Here is a 16,554-nt window from a genome sequence, read left to right on the forward strand (position 1 = left end):
TTCGTACCGGTAAAGCTAGTCTGGGCCGGTGCCGGACCGAGCAGGGAACGCGACGACGACCGACGAGCGACACTCGTCCCGGGTGACGGTCGAGGTCAACGGCTCGGCCCACGCGGTCACGCTCGACAACCGCACCACGCTGCTGGACGCGCTGCGTGAGCACCTCGGCCTGACCGGGGCGAAGAAGGGGTGCGACCACGGCCAGTGCGGCTCCTGCACGGTGCTGCTGGACGGTCGCCGGGTGAAGAGCTGTCTGGTGCTCGCCGTCACGCTCGACGGGCGGTCGGTGGTGACGGTCGAGGGGCTGGCCGGGCCGGACGAGCTGTCCCCGTTGCAGGCCGCGTTCGTCGCGCACGACGCGTTCCAGTGCGGCTACTGCACGCCGGGGCAGCTCTGCTCCGCCCGCGGCATGCTCGACGAGGTCGCCCGGGGCTGGCCCAGCGCGGTCACCGACGACCTGGACGCCCCGGCCGAGCTGACCGACGCGGAGATCCGCGAACGGATGGCCGGCAACCTGTGCCGCTGCGCCGCGTACCCGCACATCGTGGCTGCCGTGCGCGAGGCGGCCGCGACGCGATGAGGGCGTTCCGCTACCACCGGCCGGCCGACGTGGCCGACGCGGTCGCCGTGCTCGACGCCGAACCGCACGCCGCGTACCTGGGCGGCGGCACCAACCTGGTGGACCTGATGAAACTCGGGGTGCAGCGCCCCGACGTGCTGGTGGACGTGACCGGGCTCCCGTTGGACACCGTCGAGGAGCTGCCCGACGGTGGGCTGCGGATCGGCGCGACCGTCCGCAACAGCGACCTCGCGGCCCACCCGGTGGTCCGCCGGGACTACCCGGTGCTGGCCCGCGCCCTGCTCGCCGCCGCCTCCGGACAGCTGCGCAACATGGCCACTACCGGCGGCAACCTGTTGCAGCGCACCCGCTGCGTCTACTTCCAGGACACCGGCAAGGCGTGCAACAAGCGGGAGCCGGGCAGCGGTTGCGCCGCGCTGCACGGCCAGAACCGCGACCTGGCGGTGCTGGACTGGTCCGAACAGTGCGTGGCCACCCACCCGTCCGACCTGGCCGTGGCGCTCACCGCACTCGACACGGTGGTGCAGGTGCACGAGAGCGACGGCCCCCGCGACATCCCGATCGCCGCCCTGTACCGCTCCCCCGGCACGCACCCGGAACGGGAGACCACCCTGGCCCGGGGCGCGCTGATCACCGCCGTCCGGTTGCCACCGCTGCCGGCCGCGCGCCGCTCGACGTACCTCAAGGTGCGCGACCGGGCGTCGTTCGCCTTCGCCGCCGGCTCGGTGGCCGCGGTGCTGGACCTCGACGGCGACGTGGTCCGTGACGTGCGGCTGGCGTACGGGGCGGTGGCGCACCGGCCGTGGCGGGCGTACCGGGCCGAGGAGGAGCTGCGCGGTCGTCCGTTCAGCCCGGAGCTGGCCGCGCGGGCCGCCGACGCGGAGCTGGCCGAGGCCCGCCCGCTGCGGCACAACGGCTTCAAGGTGCCGCTGACCCGGGCCATCACCGTGCGGGCGCTCAGCGAGCTGGCGTCGTCGTGACCACCGGCGCGGTCGGCCGCGCGTACCCCCGGTTGGAGGGCCGCGCGAAGGTCACCGGCACGGCCCGGTACGCGGTGGAGTACCAGGTGGACCGAGTCACCTACGGCTGGGCGGTGCCGTCGGCCGTGGTGCGCGGCCGGATCACCCGGGTCGACACCACCGAGGCGCTCGCGTCGCCCGGCGTGCTGGCCGTCCTGCACCACGGCAACGCGCCGCGCCTCGCGCCCGGCCCCGAGCCGGAGCTGTGGCTGTTGCAGGAGCCGGCGGTGCACTACCGGGGGCAGTACGTCGCCGTGGTGGTGGCCACCAGCCTGGAGGCGGCCCGGGAGGGCGCCCGGCTGGTCCGCGTCGACTACGACGCCGGCCCGCACAGCACCGTGCTCACCGACGAGCACCCCGGCCTGTACCGGCCGGACCACGTCAACCCCAGCTATCCGACCGACACCGCCGAGGGTGACTTCGACGCCGGGTACGCGGCCGCACCGGTGCGGGTGGACGCCACGTACCGCACCCCGGCATACCACAACAGCCCGATGGAGCCACACGCCACGACGGCACAGTGGCGCGACGGCCAACTGCTGGTGCACGACTCCACCCAGGGCGCGTCACCGGTGCGGGCCACCCTCGCCGAGCTGTTCGGGCTGCCCCCGGAGTCGATCCGGGTGGTCGCCGAGCACGTCGGCGGCGGCTTCGGCAGCAAGGGGTACGCCAAGGCGTCGGTGGTGCTGGCCGCCCTCGCGGCCCGGCACGTGGACCGACCGGTGAAGCTGGCGCTGACCCGTCAGCAGATCTTCGGGCCGGTCGGTTACCGCACGCCCACCATCCAGCGGGTCCGCCTCGCCGCGGACGCCGACGGGCGGCTCACCGCGATCTGCCACGACGCGATCAGCCAGACCTCGACCATCCGGGAGTTCGCCGAGCAGACCGCCGTCTACACCCGCAGCATGTACGCCGCGCCCCACCGCCGCACCACGCACCGGCTGGTCCGCCTCGACGTGCCCACGCCGTTCTGGATGCGCGCGCCCGGCGAGTGCCCCGGCGCGTACGCCCTGGAGTCGGCGATGGACGAGCTGGCCGTCGCCGCCGGCGTCGATCCGGTGGAGCTGCGCATCCGCAACGACACGGCGGTCGACCCGGACCAGGGGCGGCCGTTCACCAGCCGCAACCTGGTGGCCTGCCTGCGCGAGGGCGCGCAGCGGTTCGGCTGGACCGACCGGGACCCGACGCCCCGCGCCCGGCGCGACGGGCGCTGGCTGATCGGCACGGGGATGGCCGGGTCGAGCTACCCGGCTCGGGCCAGGCCGTCGTCGGCCACGGCCACCGCCCGACCGGACGGGACCTTCGTGGTCCGGATCAACGCCACCGACATCGGCACCGGCGCCCGCACGGCGATCTGGCAGGTGGCCGCCGACGCCCTCGGGGTGTCGCCGGAGCGGGTGGAGATCCACATCGGTGACACCGCCCTGCCGAGCGCGCCGCTGGCCGGGGGCTCGATGGGCACCGCCAGTTGGAGCTGGGCGGTGATCCGGGCCGCGCAGGCGCTGCGCGAGAAGCTCCGCGAGGGCGTACCGCCGGACGCCGACGTGACCGCCGAGGCCGACACCGCCGACGAGGTGGGCGGGCAGCCGGCCCTGCCCCGGTACGCGTACGGGGCGCAGTTCGTCGAGGTGCGGGTGGACGCGGACACCGGCGAGGTACGGCTGAACCGGATGCTCGGGGTGTTCGCGGCCGGACGGGTGGTGAACCCGACGACGGCCCGCAGCCAGCTCATCGGCGGCATGACGATGGGACTGTCGATGGCCCTGCACGAGGAGGGCCTGCTCGACGAGCGGTACGGCGACTGGGTCAACCACGACCTGGCCACCTACCACATCACCGGCTGCGCGGACGTGGAGTCCATCGAGGCGTACTGGCTGGACGAGCGGGACGACGAGCTGAACCCGGCCGGGGTCAAGGGCATGGGCGAGATCGGCATCGTCGGCGCGGCGGCGGCGGTCGCCAACGCGGTCCGCCACGCCACCGGCGTACGGGTCCGGGACCTGCCGATCCGGCTGGACAAGCTGATCGGTTCATCACGCTTGGCTTAAATAAGCCACTGCTGATATAACTGTGGTCGTGCACGCCTTCGACGTGCTGGGCGATCCGGTCCGGCGCCGCATCCTGGAGCTGCTCGCCACCGGCGAGCAGACCGCCGGCGCGGTCAGCGCGGTGATCCGCGACGAGTTCGGCATCTCCCAGCCCGCCGTGTCCCAGCACCTCAAGGTGTTACGGGACAACGGTTTCGCCACCGTACGGCCGGAGGGCGCCCGGCGGCTGTACGCGGTCGACCCCCGGCCACTGCGTGAGGTCGACGGCTGGCTGGAGCACTTCCGCCGGTTCTGGACTCCACCCCTGGCGGCACTCGCCACCGAGCTGGCTCGGGGCCGACGCGAACGTCGGCTGCGCGAGCCGGCCGACCCACCCGACGAGAGGACCACCTGATGTTCGACGCCACCGAGCAGATCAACGCCGTACGGCGCACGGTCGGCAGCCGCACCCTGGAGGCCGGCGAGGCCCGGGTGACCACGATCAGCCAGACCTACCAGGCGACGGCCGAGGATCTCTGGGACGCCTGCACCAACGCCGAGCGCATCCCCCGCTGGTTCCTGCCGATCTCCGGCGACCTGCGGCTGCACGGCAAGTACGAGCTCCAGGGCAACGCCCACGGTGTCGTCGAGAGCTGCGAGCCGCCGCACCGCTTCACCGCCACCTGGGAGATGGGCGGCGAGGTGAGCTGGATCGAGGTGCGGGTCACCCCGGTCGACGACGAGCGTGCCCGCCTCGACCTGGACCACATCGCCCACGTCGACCAGGACCGGTGGGCCCAGTTCGGGCCGGGCGCCGTCGGCGTCGGCTGGGACCTCGGGCTGCTCGGTCTCGCCACCCACCTGGCCGGCGACGGCAGCGGGGTCACCCCGGAGCAGAGCGCCGAGTGGACCGCCTCACCCGAGGGCCGACGGGCCATGGAGTTGAGCAGCCACCTGTGGGGTGCGGCGAGCATCGCCGCCGGCACCGACCCCGACGAGGCGAACGCCGCCGCCGCGCGTACCACCGCCTTCTACACCGGTGCCCCCGAAGCCTGACCCCCTCGCCCTCGCCTCGCCCTCGTCGATCTGGGGGGGTATCGCCGCTAGTTGATCTACGATCGCGACGATTCTCCCTAGATCGACGGGGTAACGTGCTGCGGCATGACAGGTACGCCGTACTCGCACTGCTCTTTCTGCGGCGCCGTTTACCCGGCGGGCGCCGGGTGGCCGCGGGTCTGCGCGGCCTGCGGTGAGACCGTCTGGCGCAATCCGCTGCCGGTGGCGGTCGCGGTGCTGCCGGTCCGCACGGCCGATGGCCTGGGCGTCGTGGTGGTCCGCCGGGACATCGAGCCGGCCCGCGGGCTGCTCGCGCTGCCCGGCGGCTTCGTCGAGTACGGCGAGGAGTGGTCCGAAGCGCTCGTCCGTGAGCTGCGGGAGGAGACCGGCCTGGTCGCGGCCGCCGAGGACGTCAGCCTGTTCGCGGTGCACGGCGCACCGGCGGGCGGCACGATGATGGTCTTCGGGGTGCTGCCCGAGCGCGCCGCCGAGGACCTGCCACCATCCGCGCCGACGGAGGAGGCGACCGAGTGGTTGGTGCTCACCGACCCGGTCGAGCTGGCGTTCTCCACCCACACCCAAGTCCTGGCCGACTTCCTCACCCTCTGACCTGACCTGAACCCGCCCCGCCCCGCCCCCGCCCCGCCCCCGCGATCTTGCACTTTCTGTCCCGATAAAAGGTGCATACGGCGCATATCGACAACCGAAAGTGCAAGATCGGCGCGGCGGACGCGCGTTCACTGAATCTCGTTGACGGGCACCTCCGGTGCGCCCTCGGTGATCGGCAGCAGCACCCGGAACGTGGTCCGTCCGGGCTCGGTCTCCACCCGGATGTCGCCGTGGTGCTTGTGCACCACAATCCGGTACGAGATGTCCAGCCCCAGACCGGTGCCCGCGCCGACCGGCTTGGTGGTGAAGAACGGCTCGAAGATGCGCGGACGCACCTCGGGCGGGATACCCGGGCCGGTGTCGGTGACCTCCACCGCCAGCAGGTCACCGATCCGTCCGGTGTGGATGGTCAGCACCCCCTTCTCCCCCATCGCGCCCAACGCGTTGTCGATCAGGTTGGTCCACACCTGGTTCAGCTCGGCCGCGTACGCCGGGACGGGCGGGATGCCGCGGTCGTACTCGCGAACCAGCTTCACCTCGGCGGGGATCTTGCCCTTGAACATCACGAGCGTGGCGTCGAGCAGGTCGTGCACGTCCACCACCCGGTGCGGCGCGCGGTCCAGCTGCGAGTACTGCTTGGCGGCATCCACCAGACCGGAGATCCGGGTGACCGCGTCGCCGATCTCGCGCATCAGCAGCTCGGTGTCCACCGTGTAGGTGAGCCAGCGCACCGCCGCCTCCAGGTCCGCCGCACCGACCGCGGTCTTCACCTGCGCCAACCAGGCCGCGTCGAGACCGCCACCCACCAGGATCGGCGCCAGGTCCCAGGCGCCGCCGACCCCGTGCTCCTCCAGCCAGTCGGTGAGGGTGTCCTCGGCGTCGGCCGTGGCCATCGGGGTCAGCTTCGGCGCGGTGGCGACCCGGGCGACGGCGTCCTCCTGCAACGAGACGAGGCCGTGCAGCGCCCTGCCGTCGAGCCGGCCGTCGGCGACCATCGCGAGCTTGTGCCGCATCCCGGCGACCCGGTCCCGCAGCACCGAGGTCGCGCGCACCGCCGCCGCGGCCGGATTGTTCAGCTCGTGGGTCAGCCCCGCCGAGAGCGAACCGAGCGCCAACAACCGCTCCCGTTCGCCGACGATGACCTGACTGTTCCGCAGACCGAGGAACAGCCCCTCCAACAGGTGCATGGGCATCGGGAACCAGGACCGCAGGGCGTACGCGAAGTCCTCCGCCGGCAGCACGAAGAAGTCCGAGTCGACCACCGCCCGCATGCTGTTGCGGTAGATCTGGTCGACCTGGTCACCCAGGTAAGCCTGGACCGCCCCGCCGTACACGCCGCGCTGGTCGGTGCGGCTGACCTCGATGTCGTCGCCGCGCACCTGGCGGCTCAGCGCCACCGCGCCGCGCACCAGCACGAAGAAGCAGGTCCCGGGCTCCCCCTCGGCGTACACGAGGGTGCCCCCGGCACGCTGCTCGACCCGGCCGCGTTCGGCCAGCCACTCGAGTTGCCCCTCGTCGAGGGACTCGAACAGGAACAGGGTGCGCAACTCCGCAGGTGTCAGTCGGTCAGACTCGGTGGTCATTGGGCCTCCAGGTAGCGGTGCACGAGCGAGACGGCCATCGCGCCCTCGCCGACGGCCGAGGCGACCCGTTTGACCGACTCGGCCCGCACGTCACCGGCCGCGAACACCCCCGGCACGCTCGTCTCCAGGTGGTACGGGTCGCGGGACAGCGACCAGCCCGCCGGCCGACGCCCGCCGGCCAGCAGGTCCGGGCCGGTGACGATGAAGCCGCGCCCGTCCCGGACCAGCACACCGTCCAGCCAGTCGGTGCGGGGCTCCGCGCCGATGAAGATGAACAACCAGGACGTGTCGACCGAGCGGGCCTCCCCGGTGCGGGTGTCGCAGAGGGTGAGCCGTTGCAGGTGGTCGTCGCCCGCCCCGCCGACCACCGCCGTGTGCGGATGCACAATGATCCGGTCGATCCGCTCCAACTGGTCGATCAGGTAACGCGACATCGAGGCGGTCAGGTCCGCGCCCCGGATCAGCAGGTGCACCCTCGACGCGTACCGGGAGAAGTGCACCGCCGCCTGGCCGGCGGAGTTGGCCCCGCCGACGATGTAGACGTCCTGCTCGACGCAGCTCGGCGCCTCGGTGGCGGCGGCGCCGTAGAAAACCCCCCGACCGGTGAAGTCGGCCAGCCCGGGAGCGTCGAGCACCCGGTACGACACTCCGGTGGCCAGCACCACCGTGTGCGCGGCGATCTCGGAACCGTCGCCGAAGCGCAACAGCCGGGCGCCGCCGGCCTCACTGAGACCGACCACCTCCCGGGCGCTGAGCAGCTCGGCGCCGAACTTGACCGCCTGCCGGCGGGCCCGATCGGTCAACTGCGCGCCGGAGACGCCGTCGGGAAAGCCCAGGTAGTTCTCGATCCGGCTGCTCTGCCCGGCCTGCCCGCCGGTCGCCCGCCGCTCCACGAGCACGGTGCGCAGCCCCTCCGACGCGCCGTACACCGCCGAGCCGAGGCCGGCCGGACCCCCGCCGATCACCACCAGGTCGTAGAAGTCACACGCCGGCACGACCGTCAGCCCGGCGAGCGCGGCCAACTCGGCCTCGCTCGGGGCGACCAGCGCCTTGCCGTCGGCCGTCACCACAAGCGGTACGTCCGCCTCGGTGGCCCCGGCCGCGTCGAGCAGGCGGGCGCCCTCCGGGTCGTCGGAGAGCATCCACCGGTACGGCACCAGGTTGCGCGCCAGGAAGTCACGGACCTTGAACGACGGCGCCGACCAGCGGTGCCCGACGACGCGGATCTCCGCGCTCGCCGCGTCCGGGGTGACCGACCACGCCTCCAGCAGCCCGTCGACCACCGGGTACAGCTTCTCCTCCGGCGGATGCCAGGGCTTGAGCAGGTAGTGGTCCAGGTCGACGACGTTTATCGCCTCGATCGCGGCGTCGGTGTCCGCGTACGCGGTGAGCAGCACCCGGCGGGCGGCCGGGAAGATGTCCATCGCCGATTCCAGGAACTCCACGCCCGTCATCTCCGGCATCCGGTGGTCGGCCAGCAGCAGCGCCACCTGTTCGCCGCGCAGTTTGACCTCCCGCAGGGCGTCCAGCGCCTCCGGTCCGGAGGAGGCCCGCAGCACCCGGTAGCGGTCGCCGTAGCGGCGGCGGATGTCCCGGGCCACCGCACGGGACACCACGGGGTCGTCGTCGACGGTCAGGATCACCGGGTTCGCCATGGCGCCATGAAACCACCTGTTGGCGGTCGGCCGCACCATGGCCCGGGTGGCCGGCATGGTTGACCGGGTTCGGGATGGGTAAGCCGGGGAGCCGCGTGGGTGGTCGTACGTCGACGACGCGCCCGGCTGCCGCGCACACCTCGGGGGGCCCATGGCGGACGTGTCGCCGACCGGACCGACCACGTCGGGCGGGATCGTGGAACTGCGGGTGCACGGTGTCTCCGGCGCAGGAGCGGACCAGGTGCTGGACCGGCCGCACGTGCAGCAGGTCGCCGGGGACCGCAGCGGCGGGTTCTACCGACCGCGCCCCGGCTACCCGGACTCGACCGGGACGGACGGGGTGACGCTGGAGGCGTACCGGTGGAGTGACCTGCCGTCCGGCACGGCGGTCCGGACGCTGTCGTTGGTGTTCCTGTTGCCGTTCATGCTCTGCAACGTGGCGCTCTGGATGCGCCCGTCGAACACCGCTTCGAAGCTGGGCTTCATGGCGCTGTGCCGGGTGCTCGCCCTCACCCTCACCATCCTCTACGTGCTCTCCATCGTCGGGGTGGCGTTGGACCTGGTCGCCTGGCGCTGCATGGACACCCCGTCCTGCCTGGCCGGGCGGAGCTGGCTGTCCTGGCTCGGCGGACGCCCGCCCGGGCTGCGCCTGGGCGTGCTGGCGTTGGTGCCGGTCGCCGCCATCGGGCTGGTCTGGTGGCTGGGCGCCCGCCCGGGCCACTCGTTCGACGCGTTCCGGACTCCGTCGACCCCGACCTCGAAGCACCAGTTGAGCGCGGTCGGCCAGTGGGACGGCGAGCCACTCGTGGGTCGGCTGCGCTCGGTCCACGTCGCGGCGGGATTCGCCACCCTCGACGGCAGCCTGCTGGCCGCCCGGGCCAGCCAACACCGCTCGGGGGTGATGGTGATCCTGCTGGCGGCCACCGGGGCGCTGCTGCTGGCCTGCCTGGTCCTGCTCACCGTGGTGCCGAGCATCGACCGGACCGACCCGGCGCCCCGGGTGGACGCCCTCTTCCGAGGGCTGCGCACGATCGCCTGCGGCGTGACGATCCTGGTGATCGTGCACGTCGTCATCAGCCCGGCCCCGTGGCCCCGGGGCGGGGCGTTGCCGGGCTACGGAGCGATCGTGGCCTGGCTGTTCGTCAGCCAGATGATGCTGGTGACCGCCCTCGCCGCGCTGGTGCTCTGGCGGCGGGGCGGCCGGCACCGCGGGGGGCCGCTGCGGGCGTTGGGGGCGCCTGTCTTCGTCACGATCGCGGCCGGCCTCGCCGTGGCGTTCTCCGCCGAGTTGGTCTACCGGGTGGCGGACCTGCTCGATCGCCAGGGGACGACCGCGGACGGCCTGGAGACCAGCCCTCCGCTGGCGTACAAGTGGGCGATCTTCGGGTTTTTCCTGGCGGTGGTGACCGCCCTGCTGGTGGCCGCCGTGGTCACCAGGCTGACCCGGCGCGGGCGGCGGCGGGCCGCCCGGGCGATCGTGGCCGCCGACTTCCCGCACGCGCCACCGGCGGCGGCGGACCGGCTGCGCCGGGTCGAGCAGGCGATCGCCCGCGCCCGGTTCACCGAGCGGCTGGAACCGCTGTCCGTGGTGTACGCCGGGCTGGCGGCGCTCGGCCTCTCCACAAGCGTGCTCGGCCTGCTCCAACTCCTGCCCGGCGAGCTGGCGCAGCGCTACGTCGGGGTGCCGGACAGCATGGTCAACTTCCTGATCGGGTCGGGCAGCTACGCGATCGCCGTGATCCTGCTCGGCCTGGTGGTGGGCGGCATCTTCGCGTACCGGACGGCACAGTTCCGTCGCTACGTGGGCGTGCTGTGGGACCTGGGCACGTTCTGGCCCCGGGCGGCACACCCGTTCGCGCCGCCCTGCTACGCGGAGCGGGCCGTGCCGGAGTTGGCCAAGCGGATCACCTACCTGGTGGAACAGGGACAGGGCGTGCTGCTGGCCGGGCACAGTCACGGCTCGGTGCTGCTCGCCGCCACGGTGCTGCAACTACCCACCCGGATCACCGAGCGGGTCGCCCTGCTGACCTACGGATCGCCCCTGGGCCGGTTGTACGCGCGGCTGTTCCCGGCCTACGCCGACGAGCCCGCGCTGCGGGAGATCGGCGAGCGGGTCGGCTGGCGCTGGATCAACCTGTGGCGCGACACCGACCCGATCGGCGGTTGGATCTTCTCCTCCCGGCGGCCCGGGGAGCCCGAGACGCTGACCGGGCCGGCGGCGACGGTGGACCGCCGGTTGGTCGATCCGCATGATGTGGTGCCGGCGCCCAGCGACAGCGTCCCCCCACCGATCCTCGGGCACTGGCCGTGTGAGTCGCAGGACGAGTTCGCCGACGCGGTGCGGGAACTGACCGGGCGGCTGAGCCCGGAGCGGCGGGCGACCGGCGGAGCCGGCCGGCCCGGCTGAGGCAGCGGCCGGATATCGTCGCGGGGTGAGCCCGTCCAAGCAGCCCGAACGCCGGTTGATCGCCTCGAACAAGAAGGCTCGGCACGAGTACACCGTGCTGCGCACGTACGAGGCGGGCATCGTGCTGGTCGGCACCGAGGTGAAGTCGCTGCGCGAGGGGCGGGCCTCGCTGGTGGACGCGTTCGCCCACGAACGCGACGGTGAGATCGTGCTGTACGGGCTGCACATCGCCGAGTACGCCTACGGCACGTGGACCAACCACGCCCCGCGCCGCAACCGCAAGCTGCTGCTGCACCGGGCCGAGATCGACCGGATCCTGGACAAGGTCCGCGAGGGCGGGGTGACCCTGGTCCCGCTGTCGATGTACTTCGAGAACGGCTACGCCAAGGTCGAGTTGGCGCTGGCCAAGGGCAAGCGTTCCTACGACAAGCGGCAGACGATGGCCGAGCGGGACGCCAACCGGGAGATCGCCCGCGAACTGGGCCGGCACCTCAAGGGGCACCCCCGCAGGCCCTGACCTGCCTTCGTTCGCCCGTCGACGGGGAGCGCTGTCGCCGCATCGTGTCGACACGCGGCCAACTGCTCAACCAGTCACCGGATCTGCGCAACTGCTGAGGGTGGGCTCGGGGAAGGCGGGCCCCTGCGGCCCGCCTTCCCCCTGGGGGCCCTGCCGCCGACCCGCACGTAGGCGCACCCCCGCACCCCGCACGCACGCAGCGCCACAACATCCCCGATGGTGCTGCCTCCGACGCGCCGGAGACAGCACCAGCACCGATGTTGCGCGGATCTTGACGACGGGCACCACGCTCGGCCGGCCGGGAGCAGGGGTTCGGGCCGCCAGCCGCACGGTCACGCTCGATCCGGGAAGTAGTGGCGTCACCACCGCACCGATGCCACTACTTCCTGATTCGCGCACGATCTTGCCCCGACACCATCTCTCCCTAGCCGCCGATCTTGTCCAGTTCGGCGAGGTCGTCGTCGGAGAGGGGCAGGGCGGCGCCCGCGATGTTCTCGCGCAGGTGTGTCGTCGACGAGGTCCCCGGGATCAGCAGGATGTTCGGCGAACGCCGCAGCAGCCAGGCCAGGGCGACCGACATCGGTGCCGCCTCCAACCGGGCGGCCACGGTGGCGAGCACCGAGGACTGCAGGGGGCTGAAGCCGCCGAGAGGAAAGAACGGCACGTAGGCGATGCCCTGCTCGGCAAGCGCGTCGACCAGCTCGTCGTCCTGGCGGTGCGCGAGGTTGTACATGTTCTGCACGCACACGATCGGCGCGATGGCCTGCGCCTCGGCGACCTGTTCCGGCGTCGCGTTGCTCACTCCGAGGTGCCGGATGAGGCCTTCGTGCTGAAGGTCGACGAGTGTCTCGAACGCCTCGGCGATCGGACCGGGCTGCGGACCCGCGGCATCGCCGAGCCGGAGGTTGACAAGGTCGAGCACGTCGAGATCGAGGGTCTCGAGATTCTCGTGCACGGACCGCCGCAGGCTTTCCGGGTCGCGGGCCGGGGGCCAGCCGCCCTGCTGGTCGCGGTTCGCGCCGACCTTTGTGACGATGTGCAGCGAGTCGGCGTACGGGTGCAGCGCCTCCCGGATCAGCTGGTTGGTGAGATGCGGCCCGTAGGCCGCGGAGGTGTCGATGTGGGTGATGCCACGCTCGACGGCCGCGCGGAGGACGGCGAGTGCGCCGTCGTGGTCGGCCGGCGGTCCCATGACCCAGGGGCCGGCCAACTGCATGGCGCCGTAACCGAACCGGGTGACCGTCAGGTCTCCCAGTGTCCAGGTGCCGCCGGGAAGGGAGGTGGAGGCCATGTTCTTACCTCTGACTTTCGTGTCGTACCGAGCCGTGCCCGTGCACCGCCTACCCGCTCCACTATCGGGGTGTAACTTCACTATGGGAAGTAGGCACCTGAAGGTGCGTAACGCCCCCAGCGGCGGGAGGAGCGGTTCGATGACGACGACGGCGGCGGCGGGGAAGAGGGCGCAGGCCAAGGTGGAGTACGACGCCTTCCTGGCGCAGTGTCCGAGCCGCAAACTGCTCGACCGCATCGCGGACAAGTGGGTCACACTGGTGCTGGCCGCGCTGCGCAGCGACGGCTCGCACCAGTTCGGCGCCGACTGCGCCGGCGAGCCCCGGCCGATGCGGTACTCGCAGTTGTCGCGCCTCCTGGCCGGGGTCAGTCAGAAGATGCTGACCCAGACGCTGCGCTCCCTGGAACGCGACGGCCTGATCACCCGCACCGTGGTGCCGACCGTGCCCGTCACCGTCACCTACGAGCTGACCGACCTCGGCGTCTCGCTGCACGAGGTGATTCGCGGCCTGAAGGGCTGGGCCGAGACGCACATGGACGACGTGCTCGCCAACCGCTCGACGTACGACAGCCACGTCGCCTGAGGCCTCCCCCCGACGGCACCACGCACCACCCGGTGGCGCAAATACCGCCAGAAGACCCCCCGGGAGTACGCAGACACGGCCCGATCCGGCCTTCCCTGCCCGCAGATGCGGCAGTTAAGGTGAGCCGGTGACGATGTTCCGGATCGGTGCGGCGGCCGACCTGCTCGGTGTCAGCAGCGACACGATTCGCCGCTGGGTCGATGCCGGGCGGCTGACGGCCGGGCGCGACGAGCACGGCCAGCGGGTGATCGACGGGGTCGATCTGGCCGCCTTCGCCCGCGCCCAGGCCGCCGACCCGGACGCGGGCGCGGAGTTCTCCTCGGCCCGCAACCGGCTGCGCGGCATCGTCGTGGACGTCCGCAAGGACACGGTGATGGCCCAGGTCGACATCCAGGCCGGCCCGTTCCGCGTCGTGTCGCTGATGAGCCGGGAGGCGGTCGACGAGCTCGATCTGCGGGTCGGGTCGGTGGCCGTCGCGGTGATCAAGTCGACCACGGTGGTGGTGGAGCGGGCCGCGCCCGCCCCGAGCCGGGGAAGGTCGGGCGGATGAGCGCGCGCGCGACGCGTATGGCGATGGCCGTGGTCCTGGCGCTGACGGTCGCCGGCTGCGGCGCGGGCGACGACCGGGCCTCGGACGGCCGGGCCTCGGACGGCCGGGGCACCGGCGCGGTGACGGTGTTCGCGGCCGCCTCGCTTACCGAGTCGTTCCGCCGGATCGGCAAGGACTTCGAGGCCGCCAACCCCGGCAGCACCGTGACCCTCAACGTCGCGGGCAGCTCGGCCCTGGCCAACCAGATCAACCAGGGTGCGCCGGCGGACGTGTTCGCCTCCGCCGCCCCCGCGAACATGGCCACTGTCACCGAGGCGGGCAACGCCGACGGCACACCGACCGTCTTCGCCCGCAACCAGTTGGTCGTCGCGGTGCCCCGAGGTAACCCGGCAGGCGTGACCGGCCTGGCCGACCTGAGCCGGTCCGGCGTGAAGGTGGCGCTCTGCGCCACTCAGGTGCCGTGCGGCGCGGCGGCCCGCACCGCCCTGGACGCGGCCGGCGTCGCGCTGACGCCTGTCACCCTGGAGCAGGACGTCAAGAGCGCGCTCGCAAAGGTGAAGCTCGGTGAGGTCGACGCGGCCCTGGTCTACCGCACCGATGTGCGAGCGGCGAGCGGCGACGTGACCGCTGTGGAGTTTCCCGAGTCGGCGCGGGCGGTCAACGACTACCCGATCGTCGCGCTGAAGGACGCGCCGAATCCAGCCGAAGCACGGGCCTTCGTCGCGTACGTCCGCTCGGCGCCGGCGCAGGCGGTCCTCGCCGAGGCCGGTTTCCAGGCCCCATGAGCCGGGTCCTCGAGCACGCCGCGCCCCGACGGCGGGGGCGGGTGCCGGCGGCGCTGTTGATCCCCGCCGGGTTGGGGCTGCTCTTCCTCGTCCTGCCGTTGGCCGGGCTGGTGATCCGGGCGCCGTGGACCACGCTGCCGCAGCGGCTCACCGAGCCGGGCGCGCTGACCGCGCTGCGGCTGTCGGTACAGACCGCGACCCTGGCCACCGTGCTCTGCCTGCTGCTCGGGGTGCCGCTCGCCTGGGTGCTGGCCCGGGTCGAGTTTCCCGGCCGCCGACTGGTGCGCGCGCTGGTCACCGTGCCGCTGGTGCTGCCGCCGGTGGTCGGCGGGGTGGCGCTGTTGCTGGTCTTCGGCCGACGTGGGCTGCTCGGCGGCTGGTTGGACGCCACGTTCGGCGTCACCCTGCCGTTCACCACGGCGGGTGTCGTGTTGGCCGAGTCGTTCGTGGCCATGCCGTTCCTGGTCATCGCCGTGGAGGGGGCGCTGCGCGCCGCGGACCATCGCTACGAGGAGGCCGCCGCCACGCTGGGCGCCGGCCGGTGGACCACCTTCACCCACGTCACGGTGCCGCTTGTGGCGCCCGGGCTGGCCGCCGGGGCGGTGCTCTGCTGGGCGCGGGCGTTGGGCGAGTTCGGTGCCACCATCACCTTCGCCGGCAACTATCCCGGTCGGACACAGACCATGCCGCTCGCCGTCTACCTGGCCCTGGAGACCGACCTGGAGTCCGCGATCGTGCTCAGCCTCGTGCTGCTCGTCGTGTCGGTGGGCATTCTGGTGGCGTTGCGGGACCGCTGGATGACAAGCGCGTGAGCGACGCGCTGCTGGACGCCCGGCTCGTCGTCGACCGGGGCGCCTTCCGGCTCGACGTGCCGCTGCGGGTGGCGCCCGGCGAGGTGGTCGCGCTGCTCGGGCCGAACGGCGCCGGCAAGACCACCGCGCTGCGCGCGCTGGCCGGTCTGCACCCGCTCACCGCCGGCCACGTGACGCTCGACGACGTCGACCTGGACCGCCCGGCGACGCGCGGCTGGGTGCCCACCGAGCGTCGGCCGATAGGTGTGGTCTTCCAGGACTACCTGCTCTTTCCGCACCTCAACGCCCTGGACAACGTGGCCTTCGGGCCGCGCCGGCACGGCGTGGACCGGAGGACGGCCCGTGCCACGGCCCGGGAGTGGCTCGACCGGGTGGGGCTGGACGCCCAGGCGCACCGCCGCCCCCGGCAGCTCTCCGGTGGTCAGGCGCAGCGGGTGGCGTTGGCTCGCGCGCTGGCCGTCGCGCCGTCGCTGCTGCTGCTGGACGAGCCGCTCGCCGCGCTGGACGCCCGCACCCGACTCAACACCCGCGCGGAGCTGCACCGCCACCTGTCCGCGCACCCGGGCGCGACGGTCCTGGTCACCCACGACCCGCTGGACGCCCTCGCGCTCGCCGACCGGCTTGTCATCGTCGAGGGTGGCCGGGTGGTGCAGGAGGGCGACGGGCCGAGCGTCACCGCCCGCCCGCGCACCGACTACGTCGCCCGGCTGGTCGGGCTCAACCTCTATCGGGGCAGGGCCGAAGGGCATGGGGTACGCGTCGCGCCGGAACTGACCCTCACCGTCGCCGACCGGTTGGACGGCGAGGCCTTCGTGGCGTTCCGTCCGGCGGCGGTGGCCCTGCACCCGGCCCGGCCGGAGGGCAGCCCGCGCAACACCTGGGCGGGGACGGTGGCCGGCGTCCAGCGGCACGGCGACAACCTCCGGGTGCAGGTGGACGGGCCGATCGGGGTGGCCGCCGACGTCACGCCGGCCGCCGCCGCCCAACTGCGACTGGTTCCCGGTCAGCGGGTCTGGGTGGCGGTCAAGGCGGCCGAGACGCACGCCTACCCGGCCACCGGCTGACCGCTGGCAACCCGGT

General features: G+C 72.8%; 16 protein-coding genes and 1 pseudogene. 14 read left to right on the top strand and 3 right to left on the bottom strand.

Annotated elements, in window-relative coordinates; genetic code table 11:
- The first annotated feature begins 82 nt into the window (after nt 1–82).
- From ACPXBU_RS19990 to ACPXBU_RS20015, 6 genes are all read left to right on the top strand, one after another.
- Nucleotides 83–580 carry a 2Fe-2S iron-sulfur cluster-binding protein gene (locus ACPXBU_RS19990; RefSeq protein WP_425759258.1) on the top strand — a complete coding sequence of 166 codons (498 nt, stop codon included), beginning with the start codon at nt 83–85 and terminating at the stop codon, nt 578–580.
- Nucleotides 577–1,560, top strand: a complete 984-nt coding sequence (locus tag ACPXBU_RS19995) for an FAD binding domain-containing protein (RefSeq protein WP_393371025.1) — start codon at nt 577–579, stop codon at nt 1,558–1,560. Before ACPXBU_RS19990 ends, ACPXBU_RS19995 begins: the two co-directional genes overlap by 4 nt.
- The gene (locus tag ACPXBU_RS20000; protein WP_425759135.1) at nt 1,557–3,647 is read left to right on the top strand and encodes a xanthine dehydrogenase family protein molybdopterin-binding subunit; all 2,091 of its coding nucleotides are present in this window, start codon (nt 1,557–1,559) and stop codon (nt 3,645–3,647) included. The genes ACPXBU_RS19995 and ACPXBU_RS20000 overlap by 4 nt, the downstream gene beginning before the upstream one ends.
- Nucleotides 3,648–3,675: 28 nt before the next feature.
- Nucleotides 3,676–4,041: an ArsR/SmtB family transcription factor gene (locus ACPXBU_RS20005; protein ID WP_425759136.1), complete on the top strand. Its 366-nt coding sequence runs from the start codon at nt 3,676–3,678 to the stop codon at nt 4,039–4,041.
- Entirely contained in the window at nt 4,041–4,682 is a 642-nt protein-coding gene (locus tag ACPXBU_RS20010; protein WP_425759137.1) for an SRPBCC family protein, read from the top strand. The genes ACPXBU_RS20005 and ACPXBU_RS20010 overlap by 1 nt, the downstream gene beginning before the upstream one ends.
- Before the next feature lie 105 nt (nt 4,683–4,787).
- Nucleotides 4,788–5,291: an NUDIX domain-containing protein gene (locus ACPXBU_RS20015; RefSeq protein ID WP_425759138.1), complete on the top strand. Its 504-nt coding sequence runs from the start codon at nt 4,788–4,790 to the stop codon at nt 5,289–5,291.
- A gap of 128 nt (nt 5,292–5,419) precedes the next feature.
- Here the strand turns inward: ACPXBU_RS20015 and ACPXBU_RS20020 are convergent, their stop codons facing one another.
- Nucleotides 5,420–6,874, bottom strand: coding sequence for an ATP-binding protein (locus tag ACPXBU_RS20020; RefSeq protein WP_393371039.1), 1,455 nt, complete (start codon nt 6,872–6,874; stop codon nt 5,420–5,422).
- Nucleotides 6,871–8,529, bottom strand: a complete 1,659-nt coding sequence (locus ACPXBU_RS20025; RefSeq protein ID WP_425759139.1) for an FAD-dependent oxidoreductase — start codon at nt 8,527–8,529, stop codon at nt 6,871–6,873. Before ACPXBU_RS20025 ends, ACPXBU_RS20020 begins: the two co-directional genes overlap by 4 nt.
- A gap of 151 nt (nt 8,530–8,680) precedes the next feature.
- Here ACPXBU_RS20025 and ACPXBU_RS20030 point away from each other — a divergent pair, with 151 nt between their 5' ends.
- The 3 genes and pseudogenes from ACPXBU_RS20030 to ACPXBU_RS20040 all read left to right on the top strand — a co-directional run.
- A complete protein-coding gene (locus ACPXBU_RS20030) occupies nt 8,681–10,936 on the top strand; it encodes a hypothetical protein (RefSeq protein WP_425759140.1) in 2,256 nt (751 codons plus the stop codon).
- Nucleotides 10,937–10,961: 25 nt separating this feature from the next.
- The gene (smpB, locus tag ACPXBU_RS20035; protein ID WP_393371047.1) at nt 10,962–11,453 is read left to right on the top strand and encodes an SsrA-binding protein SmpB; all 492 of its coding nucleotides are present in this window, start codon (nt 10,962–10,964) and stop codon (nt 11,451–11,453) included.
- Nucleotides 11,454–11,464: 11 nt separating this feature from the next.
- A pseudogene (locus ACPXBU_RS20040) lies at nt 11,465–11,551 on the top strand (SCO5389 family protein); the annotation flags it as partial.
- A 326-nt stretch (nt 11,552–11,877) separates the two neighbouring features.
- Here ACPXBU_RS20040 and ACPXBU_RS20045 read toward each other — a convergent pair.
- A complete protein-coding gene (locus ACPXBU_RS20045) occupies nt 11,878–12,744 on the bottom strand; it encodes an aldo/keto reductase family oxidoreductase (protein WP_425759141.1) in 867 nt (288 codons plus the stop codon).
- 139 nt (nt 12,745–12,883) lie between these two features.
- Between ACPXBU_RS20045 and ACPXBU_RS20050 the strand changes: the two genes are divergently transcribed.
- The 5 genes from ACPXBU_RS20050 to ACPXBU_RS20070 all read left to right on the top strand — a co-directional run bounded on the left by ACPXBU_RS20050 (nt 12,884) and on the right by ACPXBU_RS20070 (nt 16,538).
- Nucleotides 12,884–13,327, top strand: a complete 444-nt coding sequence (locus ACPXBU_RS20050) for a winged helix-turn-helix transcriptional regulator (RefSeq protein WP_425759142.1) — start codon at nt 12,884–12,886, stop codon at nt 13,325–13,327.
- Nucleotides 13,328–13,454: 127 nt separating this feature from the next.
- Entirely contained in the window at nt 13,455–13,877 is a 423-nt protein-coding gene (locus ACPXBU_RS20055; RefSeq protein WP_393371053.1) for a TOBE domain-containing protein, read from the top strand.
- Nucleotides 13,874–14,662 (top strand): molybdate ABC transporter substrate-binding protein, encoded by a 789-nt coding sequence (gene modA, locus ACPXBU_RS20060; RefSeq protein WP_425759143.1) that lies wholly within the window; start codon nt 13,874–13,876, stop codon nt 14,660–14,662. The genes ACPXBU_RS20055 and modA overlap by 4 nt, the downstream gene beginning before the upstream one ends.
- Nucleotides 14,659–15,474, top strand: coding sequence for an ABC transporter permease (locus ACPXBU_RS20065; protein WP_393371057.1), 816 nt, complete (start codon nt 14,659–14,661; stop codon nt 15,472–15,474). Before modA ends, ACPXBU_RS20065 begins: the two co-directional genes overlap by 4 nt.
- Nucleotides 15,471–16,538 carry an ABC transporter ATP-binding protein gene (locus ACPXBU_RS20070; protein ID WP_425759144.1) on the top strand — a complete coding sequence of 356 codons (1,068 nt, stop codon included), beginning with the start codon at nt 15,471–15,473 and terminating at the stop codon, nt 16,536–16,538. The genes ACPXBU_RS20065 and ACPXBU_RS20070 overlap by 4 nt, the downstream gene beginning before the upstream one ends.
- Nucleotides 16,539–16,554: the final 16 nt, after the last annotated feature.

Source organism: Micromonospora sp. DT231 (genome assembly GCF_049847025.1).
GTDB lineage: Bacteria > Actinomycetota > Actinomycetes > Mycobacteriales > Micromonosporaceae > Micromonospora.

Coding starts and splice junctions, on each gene's coding strand:
- ACPXBU_RS19995 (WP_393371025.1), top strand. CDS start 577: ATGAGGGCGTTCCGCTACCACCGGCCGGCCGACGTGGCCGACGCGGTC.
- ACPXBU_RS20010 (WP_425759137.1), top strand. CDS start 4,041: ATGTTCGACGCCACCGAGCAGATCAACGCCGTACGGCGCACGGTCGGC.
- ACPXBU_RS20015 (WP_425759138.1), top strand. CDS start 4,788: ATGACAGGTACGCCGTACTCGCACTGCTCTTTCTGCGGCGCCGTTTAC.
- ACPXBU_RS20020 (WP_393371039.1), bottom strand. CDS start 6,874: ATGACCACCGAGTCTGACCGACTGACACCTGCGGAGTTGCGCACCCTG.
- ACPXBU_RS20025 (WP_425759139.1), bottom strand. CDS start 8,529: ATGGCGAACCCGGTGATCCTGACCGTCGACGACGACCCCGTGGTGTCC.
- ACPXBU_RS20030 (WP_425759140.1), top strand. CDS start 8,681: ATGGCGGACGTGTCGCCGACCGGACCGACCACGTCGGGCGGGATCGTG.
- ACPXBU_RS20045 (WP_425759141.1), bottom strand. CDS start 12,744: ATGGCCTCCACCTCCCTTCCCGGCGGCACCTGGACACTGGGAGACCTG.
- ACPXBU_RS20050 (WP_425759142.1), top strand. CDS start 12,884: ATGACGACGACGGCGGCGGCGGGGAAGAGGGCGCAGGCCAAGGTGGAG.
- modA (WP_425759143.1), top strand. CDS start 13,874: ATGAGCGCGCGCGCGACGCGTATGGCGATGGCCGTGGTCCTGGCGCTG.
- ACPXBU_RS20065 (WP_393371057.1), top strand. CDS start 14,659: ATGAGCCGGGTCCTCGAGCACGCCGCGCCCCGACGGCGGGGGCGGGTG.